The sequence below is a fragment of the Candidatus Vondammii sp. HM_W22 genome, from assembly GCF_022530855.2.
GTDB lineage: Bacteria > Pseudomonadota > Gammaproteobacteria > Chromatiales > Chromatiaceae > Vondammii.
Genome location: NZ_CP099567.1, coordinates 2,222,068 through 2,246,308 on the forward strand (window position 1 = coordinate 2,222,068; position 24,241 = coordinate 2,246,308).

At 55.5% G+C, this 24,241-nt stretch carries 16 protein-coding genes and 3 pseudogenes; 6 read left to right on the forward strand and 13 right to left on the reverse strand.

What is annotated here, in order from left to right; all coding sequences use genetic code 11:
* Positions 1-16 precede the first annotated feature (16 nt).
* The 4 genes and pseudogenes from MN084_RS12305 (at position 17) to MN084_RS12320 (ending at position 6,973) form a co-directional block, all read left to right on the forward strand.
* Positions 17-1,489, forward strand: a pseudogene (locus MN084_RS12305) (Ni/Fe hydrogenase subunit alpha).
* Between the two features lie 40 nt (positions 1,490-1,529).
* Positions 1,530-2,081, forward strand: a complete 552-nt coding sequence (locus tag MN084_RS12310) for a hydrogenase maturation protease (RefSeq protein ID WP_241086197.1) — start codon at positions 1,530-1,532, stop codon at positions 2,079-2,081.
* A 120-nt stretch (positions 2,082-2,201) separates the two neighbouring features.
* Entirely contained in the window at positions 2,202-5,786 is a 3,585-nt protein-coding gene (gene nifJ, locus MN084_RS12315) for a pyruvate:ferredoxin (flavodoxin) oxidoreductase (RefSeq protein WP_330178074.1), read from the forward strand.
* 176 nt (positions 5,787-5,962) lie between these two features.
* Positions 5,963-6,973: pseudogene (locus MN084_RS12320) on the forward strand (dihydroorotate dehydrogenase-like protein).
* A 330-nt stretch (positions 6,974-7,303) separates the two neighbouring features.
* On the opposite strand, the gene clpB reads toward MN084_RS12320, so the two are convergent.
* The 5 genes from clpB to rluD all read right to left on the reverse strand — a co-directional run bounded on the left by clpB (position 7,304) and on the right by rluD (position 12,831).
* Complete coding sequence (clpB, locus tag MN084_RS12325; protein ID WP_241086195.1) at positions 7,304-9,883, reverse strand: ATP-dependent chaperone ClpB; 2,580 nt, start codon at positions 9,881-9,883, stop codon at positions 7,304-7,306.
* A 93-nt stretch (positions 9,884-9,976) separates the two neighbouring features.
* Positions 9,977-10,495, reverse strand: a complete 519-nt coding sequence (gene def, locus MN084_RS12330) for a peptide deformylase (protein WP_241086194.1) — start codon at positions 10,493-10,495, stop codon at positions 9,977-9,979.
* 5 nt (positions 10,496-10,500) lie between these two features.
* Positions 10,501-11,007 (reverse strand): glycine cleavage system protein R, encoded by a 507-nt coding sequence (locus MN084_RS12335; protein WP_241086193.1) that lies wholly within the window; start codon positions 11,005-11,007, stop codon positions 10,501-10,503.
* A 131-nt stretch (positions 11,008-11,138) separates the two neighbouring features.
* Entirely contained in the window at positions 11,139-11,876 is a 738-nt protein-coding gene (pgeF, locus tag MN084_RS12340; RefSeq protein WP_241086192.1) for a peptidoglycan editing factor PgeF, read from the reverse strand.
* A complete protein-coding gene (rluD, locus tag MN084_RS12345; protein WP_277400287.1) occupies positions 11,869-12,831 on the reverse strand; it encodes a 23S rRNA pseudouridine(1911/1915/1917) synthase RluD in 963 nt (320 codons plus the stop codon). Before rluD ends, pgeF begins: the two co-directional genes overlap by 8 nt.
* Positions 12,832-12,881: 50 nt before the next feature.
* On the opposite strand from rluD, the gene MN084_RS12350 reads away from it, so the two are divergent.
* The gene (locus tag MN084_RS12350; protein WP_330178075.1) at positions 12,882-13,733 is read left to right on the forward strand and encodes an outer membrane protein assembly factor BamD; all 852 of its coding nucleotides are present in this window, start codon (positions 12,882-12,884) and stop codon (positions 13,731-13,733) included.
* A gap of 98 nt (positions 13,734-13,831) precedes the next feature.
* On the opposite strand, the gene MN084_RS12355 is transcribed toward MN084_RS12350, so the two are convergent.
* Positions 13,832-14,116 (reverse strand): PAAR domain-containing protein, encoded by a 285-nt coding sequence (locus MN084_RS12355; RefSeq protein WP_241086191.1) that lies wholly within the window; start codon positions 14,114-14,116, stop codon positions 13,832-13,834.
* Positions 14,117-14,319: 203 nt separating this feature from the next.
* Positions 14,320-15,087: a hypothetical protein gene (locus MN084_RS12360; protein ID WP_330178076.1), complete on the reverse strand. Its 768-nt coding sequence runs from the start codon at positions 15,085-15,087 to the stop codon at positions 14,320-14,322.
* 73 nt (positions 15,088-15,160) lie between these two features.
* Between MN084_RS12360 and MN084_RS12365 the strand changes: the two genes are divergently transcribed.
* Positions 15,161-15,619: a hypothetical protein gene (locus MN084_RS12365; protein ID WP_330178077.1), complete on the forward strand. Its 459-nt coding sequence runs from the start codon at positions 15,161-15,163 to the stop codon at positions 15,617-15,619.
* Here the strand turns inward: MN084_RS12365 and MN084_RS12370 are convergent.
* The 6 genes and pseudogenes from MN084_RS12370 to tssM form a co-directional block, all read right to left on the reverse strand.
* Positions 15,559-16,710 (reverse strand): GPI inositol-deacylase, encoded by a 1,152-nt coding sequence (locus MN084_RS12370; RefSeq protein WP_241086188.1) that lies wholly within the window; start codon positions 16,708-16,710, stop codon positions 15,559-15,561. The two genes, MN084_RS12365 and MN084_RS12370, sit on opposite strands and share 61 nt — an antisense overlap.
* Positions 16,694-17,608, reverse strand: a complete 915-nt coding sequence (locus MN084_RS12375; RefSeq protein ID WP_241086187.1) for a DUF4123 domain-containing protein — start codon at positions 17,606-17,608, stop codon at positions 16,694-16,696. Before MN084_RS12375 ends, MN084_RS12370 begins: the two co-directional genes overlap by 17 nt.
* A gap of 3 nt (positions 17,609-17,611) precedes the next feature.
* Complete coding sequence (locus MN084_RS19785) at positions 17,612-18,022, reverse strand: bacteriophage T4 gp5 trimerisation domain-containing protein (protein ID WP_445083971.1); 411 nt, start codon at positions 18,020-18,022, stop codon at positions 17,612-17,614.
* Positions 17,999-19,673 (reverse strand): annotated as a pseudogene (locus tag MN084_RS12380) (type VI secretion system Vgr family protein); the annotation flags it as partial. The gene MN084_RS19785 and the pseudogene MN084_RS12380, both read right to left, overlap by 24 nt.
* 69 nt (positions 19,674-19,742) lie before the next feature.
* Positions 19,743-20,261 (reverse strand): Hcp family type VI secretion system effector, encoded by a 519-nt coding sequence (locus MN084_RS12385; protein WP_241086186.1) that lies wholly within the window; start codon positions 20,259-20,261, stop codon positions 19,743-19,745.
* 281 nt (positions 20,262-20,542) lie between these two features.
* Positions 20,543-24,193 (reverse strand): type VI secretion system membrane subunit TssM, encoded by a 3,651-nt coding sequence (tssM, locus tag MN084_RS12390; RefSeq protein WP_330178078.1) that lies wholly within the window; start codon positions 24,191-24,193, stop codon positions 20,543-20,545.
* Between the last annotated feature and the right edge of the window lie 48 nt (positions 24,194-24,241).

Genomic DNA, 24,241 nt, shown 5'->3' on the forward strand with positions numbered 1-24,241 from the left:
CACTGATATCAACCGAATGGAAACGGCAGAACACCCGGAACAGCTCAGGCGGGTAACCATTGAACCACTTACCCGGGTTGAAGGGCACGGTAAAGTATCCCTGCTGCTGGATGAGAATAACCAGGTAAAACAGGCACGGCTGCACATTGTCGAATTCCGCGGTTTTGAGAAGTTCATCCAGGGGCGGCCTTACTGGGAACTGCCGGTATTGGTACAACGACTCTGCGGAATATGTCCGGTGAGCCACCATTTGGCGGCGGGTAAAGCCATCGACCAGTTGGCAGGTGTGGAGCGACTCCCGCCCACTGCGGAGAAGATACGCCGGCTGATGCACCTGGGCTAGATACTTCAATCTCACGCACTCCACTTCTTTCACCTGGCATCACCCGATCTGCTGTTCGGCGAGGACGATAAAGTGGCGCACCGAAATATCATTGGAGTGCTTGCCGATCACCCCGATCTTGCAAGAAAGGGCGTGTTGCTGCGCAAGTTCGGCCAGGAGGTGATACGGGTTGTCTCCGGCAAACGGATACATGGTACCTGTGCTATTCCCGGGGGGGTGAATAAAGCGATATCCAGAGCCGAGCACGATTATCTGAGCCGGGATATCGGGCAGATTATCGACTGGAGCAAGGGCGCACTGGCGTTGGTAAAACGGATTTTTTTCGAAAACTTAGAACACAACCGACAGTTCGCACTAATCACAACCAATATGCTAAGCCTCTGCCGCGAGGATGGTGCTCTGGAGTTCTATCATGGAGGGTTGAGAGCGAAGAGCCCGGATAACGAGCTACTTTTCGACAAGGTGGATTACCGAAACTACGGTGCCTATATCAGAGAAGAGGTGAAACCCTGGCGCTATATGAAGTTCCCCTATCTGATCTCTCTTGGCAGCGATGAGGGCTCCTATCGAGCTGGCCCTCTTGCCCGTATCAATAACTGCGATTTCATCGATACCCCCCTGGCAGAAGCGGCACGTCTGGAGTTCCGCGCTTTTGTCGACGGTGGCCTAGTGCAATCCACCCTGGCCTATCATTGGGCGCGCATGATCGAGCTGCTCTACTGTGCTGAAGCGATCAAAACGCTGCTTGAAGACCCAGGCCTACTCGGGAGTGAACTCCAGTACCGGGGTGAGATGCAATCCATGGGAATCGGCGTTATCGAAGCGCCCCGTGGGACACTTTTCCACCATTACGAGATTGATCAGGACGGCCTGGTCACCAAAGCGAATCTGATTGTCTCCACGACCAACAATAACCACGCCATGAACCAGTCGATCCGGCAGGTGGCGGCAGATATGTTGAATGGAGAAGAGCTCACCGAACCACTCATCAACCAGATAGAGGTGGCCATTCGGGCCTATGACCCCTGTCTGTCATGCGCTACCCATGCCCTAGGAAAAATGCCCCTGGAGGTGGAATTGGTGGATGCGGAAGGAAAAACAGTGGACTGGCTGGTTAAAGACTCTGTTGGGAATTGCACTACTTAGTATCCATCCGGAACTATCAAAATCAGGATCGGAGAGCGCATTGAATCCTTCAGCAACAGATTTCGAGGCCAATAACAAACCCGTTGCTATCCTCGGCTACGGCAATCCCTCACGGGGTGATGATGCTCTGGGCCCTGAGTTTCTGCGACTTTTGGAGCTCGAGAGACAAAAAGGGGGAGTCCCTGGCCTTTTCACCGGAATCACTGATTTCCAGCTGCAGATCGAACACGCACTGGACCTAGTGAACAGAGAGCTGATCCTGTTCGTTGACGCCAGCACCAACGCCTCTGCCCCATTTGAGTTTTCCCGCCTGAAAGCTTCACGTGATGAGAGCTACAGCTCCCACGCCATCTCCCCGGCGGCTGTGCTGGCGGTATTCGAACAGATCCACAACACTCCCGCACCCGCCGCTTATCTGCTCGCCATCAGAGGTGATGAGTTCAAACTCGGAAGCCCAATCGGCACGGCAGCTGAGGCCAATCTAAAAAATGCCATCGCATTCAGCAAAAAACTGCTCCAACAGGCGAATCACGATAGCTGGGAGAGAATACTCAGCCGGCAGCAACAGACTTCACAAGAAACCGCAGGTTAACGGACACCATTGAGAGGCTGTATCAGAATCGGAAAATAGATTGATCCATATCATGCACTAAAATGCCCTCTGTTGGTTAGGATTACACCTCTGGAATGACACCGACAGACTAGGCCACAAATGACCCCATCTTCACTGACAACCATTGACGGTAACGAAGCCGCCGCCTATATCGCCCACCTCACCAATGAAGTAATCGCCATCTACCCCATCACACCCGCCTCTCCCATGGGTGAGTGGTCTGATGAGTGGTCGGCTCAGGGACGCAAAAACATCTGGAACAGCGTGCCGGAAGTGATTGAGATGCAGAGCGAGGCCGGTGCTGCGGGTGCGATCCACGGCGCCCTCCAGTCAGGTGCACTGTCAACCTCCTTCACGGCATCTCAGGGGCTGCTGCTGATGCTCCCCAACATGTACAAGATTGCCGGTGAATTGACCCCGACGGTGCTGCATGTCTCCGCCCGCTCCCTGGCAATGCAGGCGCTCTCCATCTTTGGCGACCACAGTGATGTCATGGCCTGCCGTTCGACCGGCTACGCCATGCTCGCATCCAACTCGGTGCAGGAGGCGATGGACTTCGCCCTGATCTCCCAGGCAGCCACCCTGGAGGGACGCATCCCGTTCATCCACTTTTTTGACGGTTTCCGTACCTCCCATGAAGTGAACAAGATCAACCAGATCGATATCGAGACGGTTCGCAGTATGATCGATGAGGAGCTGGTCCAGGCCCACCGTGAACGAGCCATGTCCCCGGATCATCCGGTGATCAGAGGCACATCGCAGAATCCCGATGTCTATTTTCAGGGGCGTGAAACGGTCAACCCCTACTACCGGGATCTGCCCGATATTGTACAAAAAGTGATGGATCAATTCGCCGGACTTACCGGGCGTCAATACCGGCTGTTCGACTATATCGGTGCGGCGGATGCCGAGCGGGTGATCATGCTGATGGGCTCAGGTGTCGGTGCAGCCGAAGAGGCCGTCGAACATCTTGTGGCCCGCGGCAAGAAGGTCGGTCTGCTGTCGGTTCGCCTGTTCCGTCCGTTCGATCCCCAGCGACTGATCGAGGCTATCCCTGAGAGCGTTAAGAAGATTGCCGTTTTGGACCGTACCAAGGAGCCGGGTTCAGATGGCGAACCCCTGTACAAGGATGTGATTAGCGCTTTTGCCCAGGATTTCTGCAACGGCAAGCGGAGTTCAATGCCGAACATTGTCGGGGGACGCTATGGTCTCTCATCCAAGGAGTTCACTCCCGGCATGGTTAAGGGCATTTTCGACGAGCTGGCAAAACTGGCCCCGAAAAATGGTTTCACGGTCGGCATCATCGACGATGTCAGCAACACCCACCTGGCATGGGATCCCGCGTTCACCCCGGATGCAGCAGAAGGCGTTACCTGCTGCCTGTTTTATGGCCTGGGTTCCGACGGAACCGTCAGCGCCAACAAAAACTCGATAAAGATCATCGGTGAAGAGACCGACAACCACACCCAGGGCTATTTCCAGTATGACTCGAAAAAGGCCGGCGCTGTCACCGTCTCTCACCTCCGTTTTGGGCCGAACCCGATCCGTTCCACTTATCTGATCGGAGAGAATCAGGCGCAGTTCGTCGCCTGTCATCAGCCAAATTTTGTCAACCGCTTCGACATGCTGGATATGGCCTCTGATGAAGCGGTTTTTCTGCTCAATTCAACCACACCTGCCGCCAAAGTCTGGGATGACCTGCCACGGAAAATGCAGCAGCAGATGATCCACAAGCGGATCAGTTTCTACACCATAGATGCTTACAAAATCGCAGCCGAAACCGGTATGGGCCGGCGCATCAACACCATTATGCAAACCTGCTTTTTCGCCATCAGTAAAATCATCTCTGCAGAAGAAGCGGTTACCAAAATCAAGGATGCGGTAAAAAAGACCTATGGAAAGAAGGGCCGTCGGCTGCTTGACCGGAACTATAGCGCCATTGATGCAGCTCTGGCGGGACTCCATCAGGTTGAGATACCAGCGGTTGTCACCAGTGACTTCGACAAGCCACCTGCTGTCTCACCCTCCGCGCCGGAATTTGTCCAGCAGGTGACCGGGAAAATCATCGCCGGTCTCGGTGATCAGATTCCAGTCAGCATGATCCCGGCCGATGGCACCTGGCCCCTTGGAACCGCCGCCTATGAGAAGCGTGACATCGCCCTGGAAATACCAAAGTGGGAGACCGACCTCTGCACCCACTGCGGTAAATGTCCCTTCAATTGTCCTCATGGCGCGATTCGCTCCAAGGTATTCAAGCAGGAGTTGACTGATCAGGCACCCGAGAGCTTCATGCATGTCCAGATCAAGGGCAAGGATTTTGGCGAAGGCTGGCACATCAGCTATCAGGTGGCGCCTGACGATTGCACCGGCTGCGGTCTCTGTGTCGAGATCTGCCCGATTCGGGATAAGAAGAACCCGGAACGCAAGGCACTGAATATGACACCGGACCTGGCGTTCAAGGATCAGGAGCGGGCCAACTGGGACTTCTTCCTGACACTACCGGAATATGACCGGACCAAACTGAAGCCTGCCACGATGAAAGGCTCCCAGATCCTGCAGCCACTGTTCGAGTTCTCCGGTGCCTGTGTCGGTTGCGGCGAGACCCCTTATGTCAAACTCGCCTCACAGCTGTTCGGCGACCGAATGATTGTAGCCAACGCCACCGGCTGCTCCTCCATCTATGGCGGCAACCTCCCCACCACCCCCTGGACCACCAACCCGGAAGGACGGGGACCGGCGTGGAACAATTCACTGTTTGAGGATACCGCCGAGTTTGGCCTGGGGATGAGAGTCTCCATCGACAAACAGCATGTCTATGCAGGCGAACTGCTTGAAGGATTCCGTGAGCCTGTCGGTAATGAACTGACAGATGCGATACTCCAGGCAGACCAGACGTCGGAAGCGGGCATTTTTGAACAGCGCGACCGGATCAGCGAACTGAAACAGATACTCAAGAGAATAGAGAGCCCTGAAGCCAAAACACTTGTAGGTATTGCCGATATGCTGGCCAGGAAGAGCGTCTGGATTATCGGCGGCGACGGCTGGGCCTATGATATCGGCTACGGCGGACTGGACCACGTTCTGGCATCGGGACGCAATGTCAATATTCTGCTGCTGGATACCGAGGTCTACTCCAACACCGGCGGGCAGACCTCCAAGGCAACGCCGTTGGGCACCGTCGCCAAATTCTCTGCGGCCGGTAAATCCACCAGTAAAAAAGATCTGGCGCTGATGGCCATGGCCTATGGGAATGTCTACGTTGCACAGGTGGCCTTTGGCGCAAAAGATGTCATAACCCTGCGCGCCTTCCTGGAGGCAGAGGCCTATGACGGCCCATCACTGATTATCGCCTACTCGCCCTGTATCTCCCACGGAGTGGATCTCTCGAACAATCTGCGACAGCAAAATCTGGCCGTCAATTCCGGCCACTGGCCACTGTTCCGCTATGATCCCCGGAAAGCGGAGAAAGGAGAACATCCACTGCACATGGATTCGAAACCACCCTCTATCCCCTATCGGGACTTTGCTTCAACCGAGACCCGCTTCAGTGTATTGCAGCGGATTGACCCGGATGCCGCGGAGCACTATTACCGGAGAGCACAAAAGGAGGTGGAGAGCCGCTTCAAGCTCTACGACCAGCTGGCCCATCTAGCAGTCGATGGCACGGAAGACAATAGTGAATAGATGTGGCTTTGATAAATTTTAGAAAACAGTTGCCACAAAGAAACGCCATGCGCTCAGGGTTTGTTATGGTCTTATCCCGTTCCCTTGCAGCACGGGGAAATAGGGAAACAGATTCTCTGATAACTCTGCGGTCTTCTTTCCATTTTTGAAATACTCATTGCTCTGGAGAGCTGATTATGGATCTCACAACCCAATACCTGGGCATGAAACTGAAAAATCCGCTGGTATCCTCGGCGTCTCCCCTCAGCCGTAGCCTGGAGATGTCAAAAGAGCTGGAGGATGCGGGCGCCTCCGCAATCATCATGTACTCGTTGTTTGAAGAGGCGGTGCGATCTGAAGAGGAGGCGATGGTACGCTTCCTCCACCACTAGGAGACCGGCTTTGCCGAAGCGGACAGTTTCCTCCCCGACCATATGGATTTCCCGGGTGAGCTGGATCTTTACCTGGAGCAGGTATCGTCACTGAAGGCGTCACTGGACATCCCGATTATTGCCAGCCTGAACGGCGTCACGACAGGAGGCTGGATCGATCATGCCAAAGAGATCCAGGATGCCGGAGCCGATACACTGGAACTCAATGTCTATTACGTGGCAGCCGACATTGGGCTCTCCGGCAACGAAGTGGAGCAGCGCTATATCGACCTGCTGAAAGAGCTGAAGTCCCACATCAGCATTCCGATCAACATGAAGCTTTCACCGACATTCAGCTCAATAGGCAACATGGTGAAACGACTGGAAGCGGCCGGGGCTGATGGTGTCTCCCTGTTCAACCGCTTTTATCCGCCCGATATAGACATTAACAATCTGCAACTGGTCAGCTGCCTCTACCCATCCCAATCAACAGAGGCGCTCCTCTCCATGCGCTGGATTGCTATCCTCTATGGACGCACCAAGCTTTCACTGGGGGCAACCAGCGGTATCCATAATGCGGAAGATGCCATCAAACTGATTCTGGCCGGTGCGGATGTGGTCCATCTCTGCAGCGTCCTGCTGCAGAAAGGGCCAGGCTACCTGGGACGAATTCTGACAGGTCTTGAGATCTGGATGGAGGAGCAGGGATTTGAAACAATATCCGATATCTGCGGCCGTCTCAGTCAATTGAATATCCCGAACCCGGCGGAGTTTGAACGGACCAACTATATCCATGTTCTGGATAGTTATTCGCCGGGGAAAGGGGTTATGACTTAGAATAGTGTCCTTTCAGAGATAGTGAAGATGGAACGCAGAGAACACAGAGAAGCGCAGAGATCGCAGAGGAATGCTTTGGTTTCTCTGGTTCCCATGCTCTGCGTGGGAACCAATACGGTACTATGACGAAAGCTCGGTATGCGTTCCCACGCAGAGCATGGGAACGAGAGGTAATATCCGTAATTATCAGGTTGACAGAGTACTAGCGCCCGTCCAGAAACAGTAAAAATGGACGCAGAGTACGCAAAGATTACATATAAATCCTCTGCGCTCCTCTGCGTTCTCTGCGTTCCTTTTTTTAGAGTTTCCGGAGAAACACTTGAGCACAAATCAAGCCTCTATACTAAACACAAGCCCACTTCCCAATACATCCACAGATATCACATCCCCAGTCCCAAATTTTCCTGCGAGGATCTCCTGGGCCAACGGATTTTCCAGTTGTTGGCGGATTGCTCTCTTCAGCGGTCTTGCGCCATAGACCGGATCGAATCCCGCTTCACCTAATAGATCGAGAGCGGCATCGGTCAGTTCAAGCCCGATATCCTGACCACCCAGTCGCTGTTTCAGATAACGAATCTGGATTTCGCTGATAGCGCGGATCTGTTCACGGCCAAGCGGATGGAACACCACCATCTCGTCCACGCGGTTGATGAACTCCGGACGGAAATGGTTTCCCACCACCTCCATCACGGCCTGCTTCATCTCGTCATAACGCTCCTCTCCGGCCAGGGTCTGAATCAGATCAGAGCCCAGATTTGAGGTCATTATGATCACCGTATTGCGGAAATTCACCGTCCGCCCCTGACCATCGGTAAGCCGACCGTCATCCAGCACCTGGAGCAGGACATTGAAAACATCCGGATGGGCCTTCTCCACCTCATCCAGCAAAATGACAGAATAGGGACGACGGCGTATCGCCTCGGTCAGATAACCACCCTCTTCATAACCGACATAGCCGGGAGGCGCACCGATCAGGCGGGCCACAGAGTGTTTCTCCATGAACTCTGACATATCGATTCGCACTATCGCCTCTTCAGTGTCAAAGAGAAAATCGGCCAACGCCTTGCACAACTCTGTTTTACCCACGCCGGTTGGCCCAAGAAAGAGGAATGAGCCGTTAGGCTGATCCGGGTCCGACAACCCCGCCCGGGAACGGCGAATGGCATTGGAGACGGCAATGAGTGCCTCATCCTGACCCACCACCCGCTTACTCAACGCCTGCTCCATGCGCAACAGTTTATCCCTGTCGCCTTCCAGCATTTTACTTACTGGAATGCCGGTCCACTTTGAGACCACATCCGCGATCTCCTCTTCAGTGACCTTGTTACGCAGCAGTTTCATCTCCTGCATCTCTGCCTGAGCGGCCATATCCAGCTGCTTCTCCAGCTCGGGGATTTGCCCATACTGCAGCTCTGACATGCGGGCAAGATCACCAGCCCGGCGCGCCGTCTCCAACTCCAGACGGGCACGCTCCAGCTCCTCTTTGATATTGGCAGTACCCTGAAGTGCGGCCTTTTCTGATTTCCAGATCTCATCAAGATCAGAAAATTCGCGCTCCAGTTTTCCGATCTCAGCCTGGAGATCGGCCAGCCGCTTCAAAGAAGCCATATCAGACTCTTTTTTCAACGCCTCTCTTTCGATCTTCAGCTGAATCAACCGGCGCTCCATGCGGTCCATCTCTTCCGGCAGGGAGTCTATCTCCATACGGATCAGCGATGCAGCCTCGTCTATCAGGTCAATCGCCTTGTCTGGCAGTTGACGGTCAGTGATATAACGCTGGGACAGAGTGGCAGCAGCAATAATGGCGGGATCGGTGATATCCACCCTGTGGTGTAACTCGTAGCGCTCTTTCAAACCACGCAGGATTGCGATAGTATCTTCCACCGAAGGCTCATCAACCAGTACCTTCTGGAAGCGGCGCTCAAGTGCCGCGTCTTTTTCGATGTATTGGCGATACTCATCCAGGGTAGTGGCGCCCACACAGTGCAGCTCACCACGGGCCAGGGCCGGCTTCAGCATATTACCGGCATCCATGGCACCTTCCGCCTTGCCGGCACCCACCATGGTGTGAAGTTCATCGATAAACAGGATGATCTGCCCCTCCTGTTTGGAGAGATCATTGAGCACCGCTTTCAGGCGCTCTTCGAATTCACCGCGAAATTTGGCGCCGGCAATCAGAGCACCCATATCAAGCGAGAGCAGGCGCCGGTTTTTCAGCCCCTCAGGGACCTCGCCATTGATAATCCGCTGGGCCAGGCCCTCGGCAATGGCCGTCTTGCCCACACCCGGCTCACCGATGAGCACCGGGTTGTTTTTGGTTCTGCGCTGGAGCACCTGGATAGTGCGGCGAATTTCGTCATCCCGGCCAATTACCGGATCAAGCTTTCCCTGTTCCGCACGTTCAGTGAGATCGATGGTGTATTTTTCCAGTGCTTGTCGCTGACCTTCTGCATTGGGGTCATTGATCTGCTGCCCGCCCCTCAGGCTTTCGATCGCCTGCTCAAAGGGTTTCACGGCAGCGCCCGCTTTACGCATCAGATCGCCCAGTTCACCCTTATCCTTTGCCGCAGCAAGGGCAAAAAGTTCACTGGATATATATTTGTCTTTACGCTTTTGCGCCAGCTTGTCGGTCTGGTTCAGCAACCGCCCAAGATCGTTGGATATGTGCAGCTCCCCGTTGCCCCCTTCCACACCGGATAGGCGGTCCAGGGCATCGCCCAAACCGGAACGCAACTGGTTAACATTGACATCTACCTGGGTCAGCAGGTGACGAACAGTGCCGCCCTCTTGATCCAGCAGGGCTACCATCAGATGTGCCGGCTCGATGAACTGATGATCACGTCCAACAGCTAGGCTCTGGGCATCTGCCAGGGCCATCTGGAATTTACTTGTCAGTTTGTCCATTCTCATGGAAATAACTCCGTGATTTATAAGGTTATATCCCAGATGGGGCGGAGTTGGTTGGAATTCAATAGGGGGTTATTTTGTTAGTGCCTTTGGCTTCTACCCTTTTTTCCCTTTCTGATAGACTTTGCGACGAAACAGATCGGTCCGGCGACTTACGACACGGTCGATAAAGAGCATACCATCCAGATGGTCCAGTTCATGCTGGACAGCCCTGGCCTCATACCCTTCCATCTCATACTCCAGATCTTTGCCCCAGGGATCCTGAGCCTTGATCTTGATTTGAGCGGCCCGGATCACGTTACCGGTATAGTCGGGTACCGAGAGGCAGCCTTCACGCCCCATTTCGTAACCATCCCACTCGACGATCTCGGGATTCACCAGAACCATGTAGCCATGATTCGGAACCGGTTTGCGGGTGTTGGATACATCAGCAATAGCAATACGTTGAAAACGGGCCACCTGAGGAGCCGCGATGCCAACGGCCCCCGGGCCGCTCTGGCGTGTATCTTCCAGGTCATCGATAAAGGCACGCAGTTCATCGTCAAACTGCTCCACAGGCAGTGATGCCCGCTTCAGCCGTTCATCCGGTATTTTCAGAATGTCCAATAGGGCCATGGAGATTAACCAATCAGAGTCTCAATCGGAGAGACGTTGACATCAATATCGCCCAAACCGGCTACGGCACTTTCAATTGTCTCCAGGGAGGCTTCTGCATAACCTTGAATATGCATGATGTAGACAGGTGTATCAGACGATCCGGCCACATCGGACTCCAGCTCCAGGATATTGAAACCGGCCTCTGCCAAGGCTCCCGCGACCTGAGCCACGATGCCTGCACGATCGGCACCCGCGACACGCACCTGGATATTCGGCACCATATGCTGGTGCAGGGCACCGGAGATCTGATCCACATGCAGGTGCAATCCCATCTCATTAGCGACCGGGCCCAGAATACCCCCTACATCGCCGTCACCAGAGACCATCATCATGACGGTAAAGTTACCGCCCAATCTGATCATCGAGGCTTCCCCGAGATTCCAGCCGCCCCTATAGAGCGCTTCGGTTACCCGAGCCACAATACCCGGCCGGTCTTCACCAACCAGCGTCAGCATTTTCCAGTTTGTCATAGCTGCCAATTACCCAGTATTTGCCTAAAAATATTACAGGTGAACCCTATCTATAGCCCCTATTGAAAAACAAGGGAACCCTCTGTGTTGCTCTGCATTCCTTTATCCAACAGTCTCTGAACAGGCCCTGACTACCTGTGGTCGATCCATATCAGTGATGCCATCCGTCCGGTGCTGCCATCCCGCCGGTATGAGAAAAAGCGTTTCTTTTCGGTTACTGTACAGTAATCACCCCCACCGACGAATCCTATATTCCGCTTCATCAGCCGTATTCTGGCGAGCTGATAGATATCTGCCAGCCAGCGGCCTTGAGCGCCTGGTTTAAATGCGCTCTCATCTGCCTGGCCGGAATTCAGAAACTGTTGCCGCACATCATCTCCCACTTCAAACCTATCTGGCCCGATGGCAGGGCCCAGCCATACCAACAGCGACTCGCCCGATTCATCAAACCGGTCCAACGCGGCCTCGATAACCCCCGCGGCCAGACCTCGCCATCCGGCGTGTACTGCCGCCACCCGGCTGCCTGATTCGTTGCATATCAATAAAGGGAGACAGTCAGCGGTCATCACGGCACAGACCTGACCAGGCTGTTCAGCCACCACGGCATCCGCCTCTACCAGAACAGTGCCGGAGTCACAGGCTGTCACCTGGCATCCATGAACCTGCTGCAACCAGTTGGGTTCGGCAGGCAAATTGAATCTCTGCCGCAGCAATGCACGATTTTTGCCCACCGTTCCAGGATCGTCTCCAACATGATCTGCCAGATTCATTCCATCGTAGGGTGTTTGGCTGTAACCACCCCACCGGGTGGTAATCATTGCCTTGACATGTTCTGGGGCCGGCCAATCCGGGATCAAGGCTTCAGTCATCCACCGCCGTCTCCTGCCTTAATACCGCCAGCAGACACTCCATATCTTCTGGTACGGGTGCCTCCCACTCCATATACTCGCCAGTGCCCGGGTGAACCAGCCCCAGACACCTTGCATGCAGGGCTTGCCGCTTAAAGTTGCGCAGCTCATCCTTCAGTTGTTCCGAGGAACCTGCTGGCAGACGTAATCTACCGCTGTAGACCGGATCACCCACCAGGGGATAACGAATATGGGCCAGATGGACACGGATCTGGTGGGTTCTGCCCGTCTCCAGCTTCACTTTCACATAGGTGTGGGCACGAAATCGTTCCAGTGCCCGATAGTGTGTTACTGCCGGTTTACCATTGAATACAACCGCCATCCGGGTGCGATGAACAGGATGGCGGCCTATAGGTTCATCCACCGTTCCCCCTGCCGTCATCACGCCGGTTACAATCGCATGGTATTCACGCTCAAATTCACGCGCCTGCAACTTCTCCACAAGGAAGCGGTGTACACCGATGGTACGGGCTACCACCAGCAGACCACTGGTCTCCTTGTCCAAGCGATGCACAATGCCTGCCCTGGGTAGCTGAATCAGTTCCGGATCATGATAGAGCAAGGCGTTCTGCATTGTGCCATCAGGGTTACCAGGTGCCGGGTGAACCACCAATCCAACGGGTTTGTTGACGACAATGATCTGATCATCTTCATATATCAGGTCCAACGGAATATTCTGCGGGCGGCACTCCACCTGATCTTCAAGCAGTGCCTCCAGATCAATCTTCTCTCCCCCACTCACTTTATCCCTGGGACGGTATACCTTGCCATCCAGCGTAACCAGCCCCTGCTTAATCCATCGCTGAAGCCGACTCCGGGAGAAATCGGGAAACAGCAGGGGCAACACTTGATCCAGCCTTTTTCCAGCCAATTTCATACCGACCACGGCGTGCAATTGTTCTCTTCGTTCTGTCAAATCAGTGCTCCTGTATAAAGCGGCCCTTTACGGTATACTCCACCCATTCAATGCAACCGCCAAGGCTTCTGGAGATGATGGCCACAACCCGTTTAATTATTCTACTGTTCGCAGTTGCTATCCTTACTGCCTGTTCACTGCCCAAAGAAGTAGATGAGACCAAAGGCTGGAGCGCACAAAAATTCTATTCCGAGGCCTCCTTCGCCATGTCAGATGGCGATTATGAAACCGCGATCAAATATTATGAAGGACTGGAATCCCGCTATCCATTCGGCCGGTTTGCCCTGCAGTCACAGCTGGATGTCGCCTATGCCCATTATAAAAATGACGAACCTGAATCCTCTATTGCGGCGTCAGACCGTTTTATCAAACTCCATCCGCGCAACCCGTTTGTCGATTATGCATACTACCTCAAGGGCATAGTCAACTTTAACAGGAATATCACGTTTATAAACCGTTTCATCCCGACGGATACATCCCAGCGTGATCCAGGCTCGATCCTGGACTCCTTCAATAATTTCGCCGAGCTAGCCCAGCTTTTTCCAGAGAGTCAATATACCGAGGATGCCCGCAAACGGATGATCTATCTCCGGAATAATCTGGCAAGCCATGAGATACACGTTGCCAGATATTACATGAAACGAGGCGCCTATCTCTCTGCCGCCAAGCGCTGTATTACCGTGGTGGAGCAGTACCAGCGCACCCCCGCTGTCAGAGATGCCCTTGAGATCATGATCGTCGCCTACGACGAACTGGGCCTGGAACAGCTATCAACCGATGCCAAGCGGGTACTGGCCGTCAACGAGGCCAAAAGCACACTCTATTACCCGGAAGCAGAGTACAATGGGGAAGAGTCACTCGGCAGAGCCATATGGGACTATATGGAACTGGATGAGAACTGAGTGTGTCTTTATCAGCCTAACTGCAAGAATCACCGCTGCCCCGTTAACCCTATCGTCATCCCGGCGCAGGCAGGGATGACGGGACGAACGCCCTCATCTCAGACGGCACGACAAGCGGCGTCACCTTCAACCGGCACACCACCATGGGCAGTCCGACTGCCGGTCAGGGCGACGGCCTTTCCATTGATGGTGAAATTCCCCGCGCCGGTGACTATCGGGTCGCTGGCACCGGTCTGGCATCGGCAGATATCGCCGACAACCGCAACGCCATTGACCGTACAGATCGATTGACCTGTAACGATCGGCCCACCCACATGGGGTACGGGTCCCGGGTCGTTCAACGGGCAGCGATGGTAGTGCCCGATCAGGCTGACGTTTGGCATATTGGCCCACTCCCGTTATTTGTCACGACGGTGGAAACTACCCAGGATGTTGTAAAACAGGATATCGAGCTCGTCCTTGTTTTTTCCCATGTAGGGACTCTTGATGCGTTCTTTGAATTCAATCATGACGATCAGTTCGCGTTTGGTGCTTGGAAGGGGTTCGACGTATATCCAGTTATAAGTGATAGCATCACTATACTGGCTCACTTCGCGTGTAAGTCCACCTTCCATGCCATTGATCGTCGCCCGCCAAACGTCTCCATCAACATATCTTCTATACGCGCCGCCTTTTCGAGGTTATCGAACAGGCTATAACCCTTTTTAGTACCGGTGTTGGTTGTGATTGAAACATCGAACAGATAATCGTCCGCCGCATAGAAAAAACCCAGACTGTCAGCGGTGTTTGTTACCGACTCACCCCGAATGATCACCTGATTGTCAAGGCAGAAGCCCAGGCCCGATTTAGCCGGGTTTTTGATCGGTTCGAGGAGGCGCAGGAGGCGTTGGCCTGCGGAGTAGTCTTCGGCAAACCACTGATTCTGCTCGACCATATCCTCTCCCTCTTGTTTGTAACCATCCAGAGCCGCTTTCTCAAAGCGAACTAAATGGCTATCCGTCATTTTTAAGCCCACAATCTGCAATAAATCTGGACTGCTTTTCCCTCTTTTTCGATACGCTACCAAATACTCATTTCTTCTATCCCCCTCCTCACGATGGATCACCGATTTGAGGCCAGCCGGCACCTCCAGACGCGCCAACTCCTGCTCTTTCTCGTTGACCGCTGCCGAGAGCGCACCGGCATAGACGGCCTTTTCGATCTCGAACTTATAGCCGTCGAAGCGCAGTTTATTTTTTTTCAGCGGCAGCCACTGAGGCGGCAGCTTCAGACTGTAGTGCCCCAGGCAGACCGGCTGCCAGTCGCGGGTCAGTGCTTTATCCAACTGCTTAGCCTTCAGTTCCACGTGTTCCATCTGGCTGCACCCCCCAATCAGTAAAACTGCACTGAGCAAAATTGCACAGCATGACTTTAATGAAATCTTCAACATGGTCTTGCACCTCCTGGTTGTTCACCATCGCCTGGTGGTCGTCGCTGATCCTCAGGGGGATTTTTTCCCGGATACCCGGGGCATAATGACCCGCACCACGGTGCACCGTACCGTCACCGGCCGCACTGCCGGGCTGGATAGACACCTGATCCAGGGTGGTGTCGGTCTCAGCGGTGGTACCCGGCCAGGTTTTAACCTCGCGCGCCAGGGTGATGTTGCCTTTACCACGCTCGGGATCGCATACCGGCTTGTGAGCAAACGCCTGGAGCCTGGCCGTGGTGCGGTTCACCTGTTCGTCGGTAAAGTCAGAGCTACCGTCCACGCGGTGGCTGACTTGTCGCTGTACCAGCTTCCACTGCACCTTGTCCCACACGGCGGCAGGATTGATGCTATAGATCAGCCAGGTGTTGGGGTGTTTTTGCTCACCAAGTTCGGTGTGGAAGATTTTGGCTTGTAGTAACGCATTTTGAAGATATTCTCTTTTAAATAGTTGTTTTTTCCCAAATCATCAATCTCATCACTCGGCTCCACCCAGGCGGGGGTGATCAGACGCCACCACTTGTCGGCCTCTTTATAAACACTGTCATAGGGGCTGCCCTGAAAAAGCGGCAGTGCCTCGTCCCGGTCCTCCAGGGTCAGCCAGCACCCCTGGCTGCCGTCGGCCTGGCGGTAGTGGGTATTGGGCAGCAGTTCCAGCCCCCCGGGGGCATGGGCCAGCACCGCCGTCACCTCCCGGCCGTTGGCACCCAGCACAATTTTCTCGCTACCCTCAAAGCCCGCTTTCATCCGTTTGTAGGTAGCCGGGCTGCCGTTGTCTGGCATGGCGATATGGCAGATGGCATGGACATCCTTGGCACGGGCGGTCTTGCCCATGGTGCAGTAGCGGCTGACAAAGCCCCCCATGGAGTGGCTGATGATCAGCACCTTCTCCACGGGCAGGCCCAGTTCGGCCATCTCCGCCTTGGCGACGTCGATCCAGTCAGACAGGGTTTGCGCTGAGTCGGCACTGGAGGCGGTCCAGTTGTAGCCGCAGGCGTAGACCGGCAGGTAGACATGACAGTTGCCGGTGCTTTGGCTGATCTCCGCCCCACGGTCCTCCAGTGATTGCAGAAAACGGCCATAGCTCTCCCAATGCACCGTGCCCCAGCCCCGGCTTCTGTGGGGCTGTTCCGCCAGACTCAGCGCCACCGGCAGACTGGACCGGGTCGGCTTGAGCTGGATCTTCTCCGGCCCGGGCGGGGCCGTTACTACCCCCTTCCAGTGTTTTTTATCAGCCTTATGGCTGGCGCTGGTGGTCGTACCGGCGACGTGCAGAAAGTCTTTATTGAAGCCATCACCCGGTTCTCCTATCAACCGCTGTTTGCGGTCATCGGGACTATCGAAAACACCTTGCGCCATAGCGCCGAAGAATTTGAAGGAAAAGCCTATTTCAGGAGGATCCCAAACAACCTCACCATCTTCATTACACAAACGGCTCCCCATAATCCCCGGCACAAACAGAATGGGCACCGCCATAGGGGCTTTTTTCGCATTAGTCAGTGATACCATGTTCCAACTCCTCGGTCGATGAGTGATAGTCTGCTCTGGCCTGCCGCCACAGGGTCTCGCTGTAGCTGTGAAGACCGCGGTCATTGGCGTCTTGACCTGTCTCCGCCAGATCCTGCCCTTGAACCCAGGCGGCGCTGATCAGTCGTCGCTGGATTTCGCTGTCATCCACCCCCCTTTTCAACAAGGTCTCGCTTTGCGACCACACCCAGGCCTCAAGCTCGTCGAGGGGGATCTGCTCGGCTTTCGGGTAGTCATCAAACAAATGCCTGGCCAGCCGGTAGTGGGTGTAGGCCTGAAAACCCTGCATTAATTGTCGGGCCAGTCCCGGCGGCAGGAGAGGTATGCCCGGCCCACCCCAATCATCCGCCCCGCGGTTGTGTTGTGGCGGCGGTCCGTGCTTTTCCTGAAACAGGCAGAGCTTCTGCGGGTCGCGGTAGTCTTCGCAGCCGATGCGGTGAATACCGCTGTAGAAAAATCCAGCCTGTTGTGGCTGCATCCCCTGTTGCAGATATGGCAGGACGCGCGGATCCCAGTAGCGTAACCAATGGCGTTGACCATCGGCATCTTCGACTTGAGAGTGGCGGCGCAGGTGGCTTAGCAGGGCATCACCGTCGAGGGGGCTCCAGATAAAACACAGGCCATGTTGGCCAATGCCTGCCTGAAGCAGCTGGTGCAGCACCTCCTTGTGCGCTTCATCGGCTTCGATCCGGTAAAGATGCGGGGTATATTCAGCCATCGCCATGTCTTCAAACAGTGGCATGGGGCGTGATGGCGCGGTCTCACTGAGCAGCGACAAATCGAAGTTCAGGCGGCTCTCCGCCAGAACATAATCAGGGCCGTCTGCTCCAGGGGGGCTGTGTTTTTCCAGCAGTTGCTGCCAGTGGGTAACCAGATCCATGGTTTATTTTCCACTCATGCAGATTTTGCACAGCGGCTGACCACTGAACGGTGCGCCACTGTAACCACCGCCGCCGCCACTACCGCCGGTTATAGCCAGCCCACCTTTGATCTGTACCTTGCCTTTGAGGGTGATACCCCCCGCATCGATGATGATTGCACCGGCCGGGCCCTTGACAATGAAGCGCTCGTTGGTCTCGATCTGGTACACACGGGTCTGCTGGCTGATTTTTTCTCCGGCCTTCAGTTCAACCCGTCCACCCACCCGGCGTTTCAGGTGACCACCGATGGTCTGCTCGAAGTCGGCCGCAATCTCTTCGGGTTTGTGATTGCCGATGCTGACGACTTTGTCTTTGCCGATCTGGCTCTTCTGGTTTCGCCCGATCTGATGGTTTTGATCGTTTCCTATCGAGATTTTTTCGTCATGTTTCACGCTCTCAGTGCGGTCATGGCCGATGCGGATGCTCTCATCATGGCCGACGTCCTCTGTCCGGTCATGGCCCACTTGAGTGGTCTCGTCGTGGTTGACCACGTTGTTCTGGTCTTTCTGCGCATGGATGAAGATCTCTTCTTTCTCTTTTTGATCTTCAAACCGCAGTTCGTTATACCCCTCACCCTTATGGGTGCTGGATTTCAGGGTCATGCGCGTTTTGTGCCGCGGCAGTTCGTAGGGCGGCGGGTTGACCGCGTGGTAGGTGCGCCCGGTGACGATCGGCTGGTCCGGATCGCCTTCCAGGAAGTCGATGATCACTTCGTGGCCGATGCGCGGGATCGCCATCTGGCCCCAGGCGCCGCCGGCCCAGTTTTGCGAGACCCGGATCCAGCAGCTCGAGAAGTCGTTGCTTTTGCCGTAGCGGTCCCAGGGAAACTGGATTTTTACCCGGCCCCATTCGTCACAGTAGATCTCTTCGCCCGGCGGACCGACGACCTGGGCCATCTGCGGGCCGTCAACCCCCGGCCGGGGGCCGCCACGGCTGGCTGTAGGGGATGCACACGGTGGTGATCTCGGTGAGGCTAACCGGGGCCTGGGCCGGTGCTCCGCCACTCATGACCTCGCCGATCGCGTCCTCTTCCGCCGCTTGCGGCTGGCGCATCTCCAGCCGGTTTTCGATGCTGATCCAGAGCCGGTTGTGCTGCTCATCCGGGTGGTCTTCGAGGCGGAAGCTACGGCCCTCTTTGAGGGTCAGGTAGTCGTTGCTCAGGGTGGCCAGCCGCTGGCTGTTCTGGGCCTTTTCCTGCAAATGCCGGGTGAAGGGCTTGCCTTGTTCGTCGCGCTTGTAGCGGCCGTTGTAGCGGTAGCTCCGGTAGGCTTTGCGCTGGTGCTCAAGGTGAAGACCGGTGTGTTGGTGTTCCAGCATGTAACGGGGGTTGTGGAAGGTGTAGTCGCGCTGGGTGGTCCCGGCGGTGACCAGTTGTTCCTGGTAGTTGAACTGCCAGATGCAGGCTTCTGTCTTGTCGGCGTTGCGCTCGGCGTAGCGCAGCGGGGCCTCCAACTCTTCGGCCCGTTCGATGGCATCGCCAAAATGCAGTACGTGGTGGCTTTTGTGGTGCTCGAACCAGTAGAAGATACCCTCTTCCGCCGCCAGCCGGTGGATGAAGTCAAAATCGCTCTCGTTGTACTGGACGCAGTATTCACGCATCTCACGGGGGTGGATCAGGTCGAATTGGTGATGCACCAAGCCGTTTTCCCGCAGCAGGCTGGCGATGATCTCGCGCACGTCCTGCCGTTGGAAGATGCGGCAGTCGCTGGTCAGTGTCAGCCGCTGAAAGTCGGCGGTGATCCCCACCTGGTAGTGACGCCGGCGTTTGCCGATTTTGCCAGCGTTGAGCCGGTGGATGTTGCCATGGATGTGGCGTTGCAGTGTGTCACCCTGCCAGAGGCTGATCACCGCTTCGCTGTCGAGCAGTCTGTCGAAGCTGATCGGGTCGTGGATCGGGCGTTCTTCGTATACGTCCAGGGTCGCCTGGTACAGCCGGGAGAGGCCCTCTTCCAGTTGTAGCCGGACCACGGTGACTTCAATGCCGTTGAGCCGGGCGGTGACGCGGTAGTCGGATTGGCTGGCCATCGGTTGCTCTCTGTGGGTTGGGGGATGGGCGCGGCACACCGCATATGGGGTGCCGCGCCCCCGGCCGGTTTACGCCTCTTGGGGTGCGCGCCAGTCGTCAGACCCAGAGGTGCCCGCAACCGCGTGCTCCCAGGTGATTTTTCGATAGGCCAGGGAGATCTCGATCAGCTGGGTGTATTCGGCATTCGCCGGGTTTTGTGCGTGAGGCAGATCGGCGTCTATGTTGACCACTGTGGCGTCTTCCAGAAAGGTCGAGTAGAAGTGCTCCTGTTTGCCTTCGGACGAGGTGCGATACAGCGTGATCTCCACTTTCGGCAGCATCTCTCCCGAGGCCAGTGCGTTGTATAGCAGGGGGACCGCCTTGTTCAGCGCGCAGACAAATTTGAAGGGTTTGTGTACCCGTTGTCCCGAGGGCTGACCGCTTTGCGGATCGGTCGGCACCGTCACCACGTGACTGATCGCCTGGGCCAGAATCTGGTCTTCGTGGCCCTCGACGAAGATGTTGCCCACGGAGTCGGCGGTAAAGGCACCCTGGGTGATGTTGCCCTGGGTCTTGCCTTCGATAGCGATATAGGCAGGTGTTGGCATAGTCGTGTTCCTTTTTTATCAAGATGATCAAGAGGGGTTAAGGCGGTTGTGCCGCCGATGATGAAAAATGCCCGGAGCTTTTTTTCATCTCCACAGTATTACTATCAATTTTCATGCCATCGGTTCACAACGAAGAATCAATGGGTTAGAGGGCTTTTTCCCCGGTAAACCGGATTAACCGGGCAACTTCTTGCTCAACCGGGCAAGATGTTGCCCGCCTTTGCAAGCGATTGTTTTTAATGGCTTTTTTTGGCTGAGTTTTGCACTTGGATCCCTCGGCCTCATGTGGATGACGCTCCGTTGGCCGATGGCGCCGTCTGGCGCATCGCGCCTGCCGGGGACTTTTCCCTCAGCAGGGTGCGCGGTAGCCGGAAGCCTTTGAACAACCGTCTGAGCAGCGGATTGTTGCTCTTTTCAGCATGCACTCGGTAGCGCATTTTGCCGTCTCCCAGTTGGAAGATGATGTCGAGCATGTTGTCGTCTGCTCCGTTGATGTGTGCTCTGTCCAGCAGCCGGAACCAGGACCAGGGTCCCTGGTAACGCAACATTTTCGACCGGCCCCGGGTGCTGATCAAGGTCACTTTGCTCTCGGCCCCCTGGCGCAGGGTGTTGGGCCAGATCAGTTGACGGGTATGGGTGGGGCCGTGGCTGTAGGAGACCCGTTGACCATCGATATCGATCACACTGCGCCGCTGGTTGGCGCTAAGGGCCAGCGGCTCGATGTTGAAGTTGACGTTCAATGCGCCACGGTTGTCGAAAAAACCGTTCTGGATGGCCCAGGCCGCTTCCAGTTGTTGCAGTACGTCGGTGCGCACGAGGTAGTCTTCATCTTCTTCGGAATAAAGCGCATTGAGGTTGTCGTGGAGGAATACTTTGAGATATTTGTTGTAAAACCCGGTGAGCTTGCCGTTGGGGCCGAACATCTGTTCGAAGTCTTCCAGCGCCACGTCGATCCTCGCAGTGGGGTTAAACGGATAACGCCCGGCCAGTCGTTCTTCGAAGAATTGGTATATCTCCTGGTCCCATTTCTTTTCCAGTTGTTGCAGCGCCTTGATCAGCAGAACCTTCCACGACTCTTTGGCCACTTTGTCCATTTGCGCCGATAGCGGTTCGGGCAGGCCGGCGGCGATCCGCTCCAGCGCATAAATGGGGTCGGCACCGTCGAGCTTGAAGCGGTCACGCGCCAGGCTCAGGGCGGCTTTTCCCCGGTCCGGCGCGTTCTGCACCGTGGCCATGTAGTCGTAGGTGGCACCAAGCGCCTTGATCAGCTCTTCGTAGTAGGGGGCTTCTTTGTCTCCCTTGTCCAGCAGGCTGTCAAGTCTCTGGAAGTTGCGCTGGATGCGTTTCGCTTCGCGCCGGTTGGGGTCGCTGAGCAGTTTCTTTTCCGCTTCGATGCGCGCTTGCGGGTCTTCGATGTCGAGCGCCGGATAGATTTCCGCGTGCTCTCTGACCATCTCTATCAGACGTTGTACCGGGGCCGTCGGGCCGGTCAGGGTCTCCAGCACTTTAACCGCATATTCTATGCCTTCAAAATCGTTGATTTCGAGCCGCCCCAGGGTCCGTTTCCAGGTGTCAAGGTAGTCGTTGATGTAGTGTGAGCGGATTCTGTCCGCCAGTTGCCTTTTGTCTTCTTCGCTGTAGTTGATGCCTGCGCGCTCACCCAGGACCCATTTGTCGATCATCGCAAGGTCGATGATATTTTCATTACGCTCGACGAAGTATCCCTTGAAGCCCGGGGCCGTGAAGATCGCGTCGATGATGAAACCGCCCGGGCGGGCTTTTTCGTTTAGGTTCTCGTTCTCGTTTTTGTAGATGAGGTCGAAAGAGGGCCCGACGCGCTGGCGCAGGTCGACCGGGTTATGCAGTTCCGCATACGCATCCTGCTTGATGCCCTGGTAGACGCGTTGGGACAGCGGGGTCTGCCGCAGGTCCCGTTGCACCGCCTTGACCAGACTCTTGAACTGCGGCAAGTCGGCTTCCGCGAAGTCCAGTGCGTAATCCAGGTGTATCATCAGTTGCCGCTGGGTCTCGCCCTCTCCCTCGAAATGTTGGTGCCATTCCTTGGCCATCCAGTTTTTGACTATTTTCTTTCGCCGGTTCGCCTTGTCTTCGATCATCCGGTAGATGCGCAGGGCCGCAAGTCTATCGTTGCTGCCAGGCTCCGCCGCGTTGATCTTGTCGATGACGCCAACGCCCAGAGCCGGCAGGTAGCGGGTCGATAGCAGGTTGAGGTAGGACTCTTCCACTTTGGGTCCGATGATCCGCCCCTGATACAGCCCCAGGTCGACCACCAGGGGCAGTTTGTCGCGGTATTGTCCGTACACCGAGATCGCCTTGCGTATGTGGTTCAGCGGTTCGAGCAGGTTGCGACCGGTAATATCGATACGGTCGCTGATCCGGGTTTTCATAAATGCTTTGCTCTCGGCCAGCACCACTTCCGAGGCATGGATGTTCTGCCGGTAGTAGTGCTGCCATCCACCGATGACCAGCACGGCGGTGAGCCCCGCCACGACGCTGGCCAGGGCAAAGATGCGGCGTTTGTTGCGCAGCGTTCTGGTGTTGTCCCCCGCCAGACCCGCTTCCGGGTAGATCACATCATGGAACAGCGATTTCGAGAAGAAGGTAAGCGACCGTTGTATCGCTTTGGCCGCCTCGATTCTCGGTGGCAGATTGTATGATGCCGCCGCCGTCTGAATGAAGGCGTTGCGGGGTATGCCTTGCTGATAGACCGAGGTGAAATAGAGACCGCGTACCAGGGCCGGCGTCGCATAGTGGTCGCTTTCAAGTATTTCGGAGAGAAAGTTGACCAGGATGTCTCTGACTCCCACCATTTGCCGGCTGAAGACGAACAGGTCGTTACGCGTCTGCTGGTTAGGTGCATCGGCCACGGCATCGAAAACAGCGTCGTTGAGATTTTTCAGGAAGGCATCGTAGTAGCTCGACAGCTCATCAAGCCAGTGATCGGCATCCTTCAGGAAGTCCAGCGAGAAGGTGAATCCGAACAGCTGCTCTCTCTCCGAGCGCGGCAGGTTGCGAAAGAAGGCGTCGAAGCCGTCGAGCAGGTCAAACTTGGTCAGCACGATGTAGACGGGGAGACGCGTTCCGAGCTTTTCGATCAACTCCCGCACCCGCCCCCGAAGCTGTAAGGCATAGGTCTTTCGGTCGCTGGGTTTGCTATCCAGCAGGGTCGGCAGATCCACCGCCAGCACGATGCCGTTGAGCGGGCGCCGGCTGCGGGTGCGATCAAGCCAATCGACCAGGTGCTCCCACATCCGATTGGGCAGGTCTCTGTACGCCTCGTATCCCTCCTTTATCTTTCCGCTGATGAGCTCGCCATCAGGATCAATAAGCAGGGCATCGTTGCCTATCCAACAGTCGATCTTGTACGGCGGCTCCACCTGGTCCCGCTTTTGGGTGTTGCTGTAGGTGGTCTGGGTGTGATTCTGGTTGGAGCGGTTTATCAGGCTAGTCTTGCCCGCTCCTTCCGCTCCAATAACGATGTACCAGGGCAGCAGGTATAGGTAGTTGCGCACCATGGTGCTTTTGTGCAATTCGGTGAGAATCTGGTTGAAGCGCGCTTCCTGGGCATCGAGTACCGGTTGGGCCGGATCTTCTTCGTCACGCTTTTCTTTGGCATGTTCCCTTTCGACTTTGCTCAATCTCCTCTTGGTGACCAGCGCCGCTATCAGCGCACTGAAGAAGGCGACGCCGAGGGTGATCAGCCATCGGACCGTCATCGTCTCCAACGGGTAACGGCCATCGAACTCCCATTTGGGACCAAGCCACCAGAGCAATACCAGAAAGACGATCAGACCCAATACAAGCAAAACAGTGGCCGAGTGCTTGAGGTGAATCACTGCCGGTTTGATCCAGTTCAGGATCTTGTGCATAAACCCGGCTTTCGAGGAAATGGAACTCATGTTCACTGTCATGCCACTTACCCTGTTTATTGCAATTTTTTGTCATTAGATGTTCCAACC

What these genes read in the sequence shown, in the direction of transcription:
- nifJ (WP_330178074.1), top strand. Translation starts at nt 2,202, where the DNA reads ATGACCCCATCTTCACTGACAACCATTGACGGTAACGAAGCCGCCGCC.
- clpB (WP_241086195.1), bottom strand. Translation starts at nt 9,883, where the DNA reads ATGAGAATGGACAAACTGACAAGTAAATTCCAGATGGCCCTGGCAGAT.
- def (WP_241086194.1), bottom strand. Translation starts at nt 10,495, where the DNA reads ATGGCCCTATTGGACATTCTGAAAATACCGGATGAACGGCTGAAGCGG.
- MN084_RS12335 (WP_241086193.1), bottom strand. Translation starts at nt 11,007, where the DNA reads ATGACAAACTGGAAAATGCTGACGCTGGTTGGTGAAGACCGGCCGGGT.
- pgeF (WP_241086192.1), bottom strand. Translation starts at nt 11,876, where the DNA reads ATGACTGAAGCCTTGATCCCGGATTGGCCGGCCCCAGAACATGTCAAG.
- MN084_RS12350 (WP_330178075.1), top strand. Translation starts at nt 12,882, where the DNA reads ATGCAACCGCCAAGGCTTCTGGAGATGATGGCCACAACCCGTTTAATT.
- MN084_RS12355 (WP_241086191.1), bottom strand. Translation starts at nt 14,116, where the DNA reads ATGCCAAACGTCAGCCTGATCGGGCACTACCATCGCTGCCCGTTGAAC.
- MN084_RS12360 (WP_330178076.1), bottom strand. Translation starts at nt 15,087, where the DNA reads ATGGAACACGTGGAACTGAAGGCTAAGCAGTTGGATAAAGCACTGACC.
- MN084_RS12365 (WP_330178077.1), top strand. Translation starts at nt 15,161, where the DNA reads ATGGTCTTGCACCTCCTGGTTGTTCACCATCGCCTGGTGGTCGTCGCT.
- MN084_RS12370 (WP_241086188.1), bottom strand. Translation starts at nt 16,710, where the DNA reads ATGGTATCACTGACTAATGCGAAAAAAGCCCCTATGGCGGTGCCCATT.
- MN084_RS12375 (WP_241086187.1), bottom strand. Translation starts at nt 17,608, where the DNA reads ATGGATCTGGTTACCCACTGGCAGCAACTGCTGGAAAAACACAGCCCC.
- MN084_RS12385 (WP_241086186.1), bottom strand. Translation starts at nt 20,261, where the DNA reads ATGCCAACACCTGCCTATATCGCTATCGAAGGCAAGACCCAGGGCAAC.
- tssM (WP_330178078.1), bottom strand. Translation starts at nt 24,193, where the DNA reads ATGACAGTGAACATGAGTTCCATTTCCTCGAAAGCCGGGTTTATGCAC.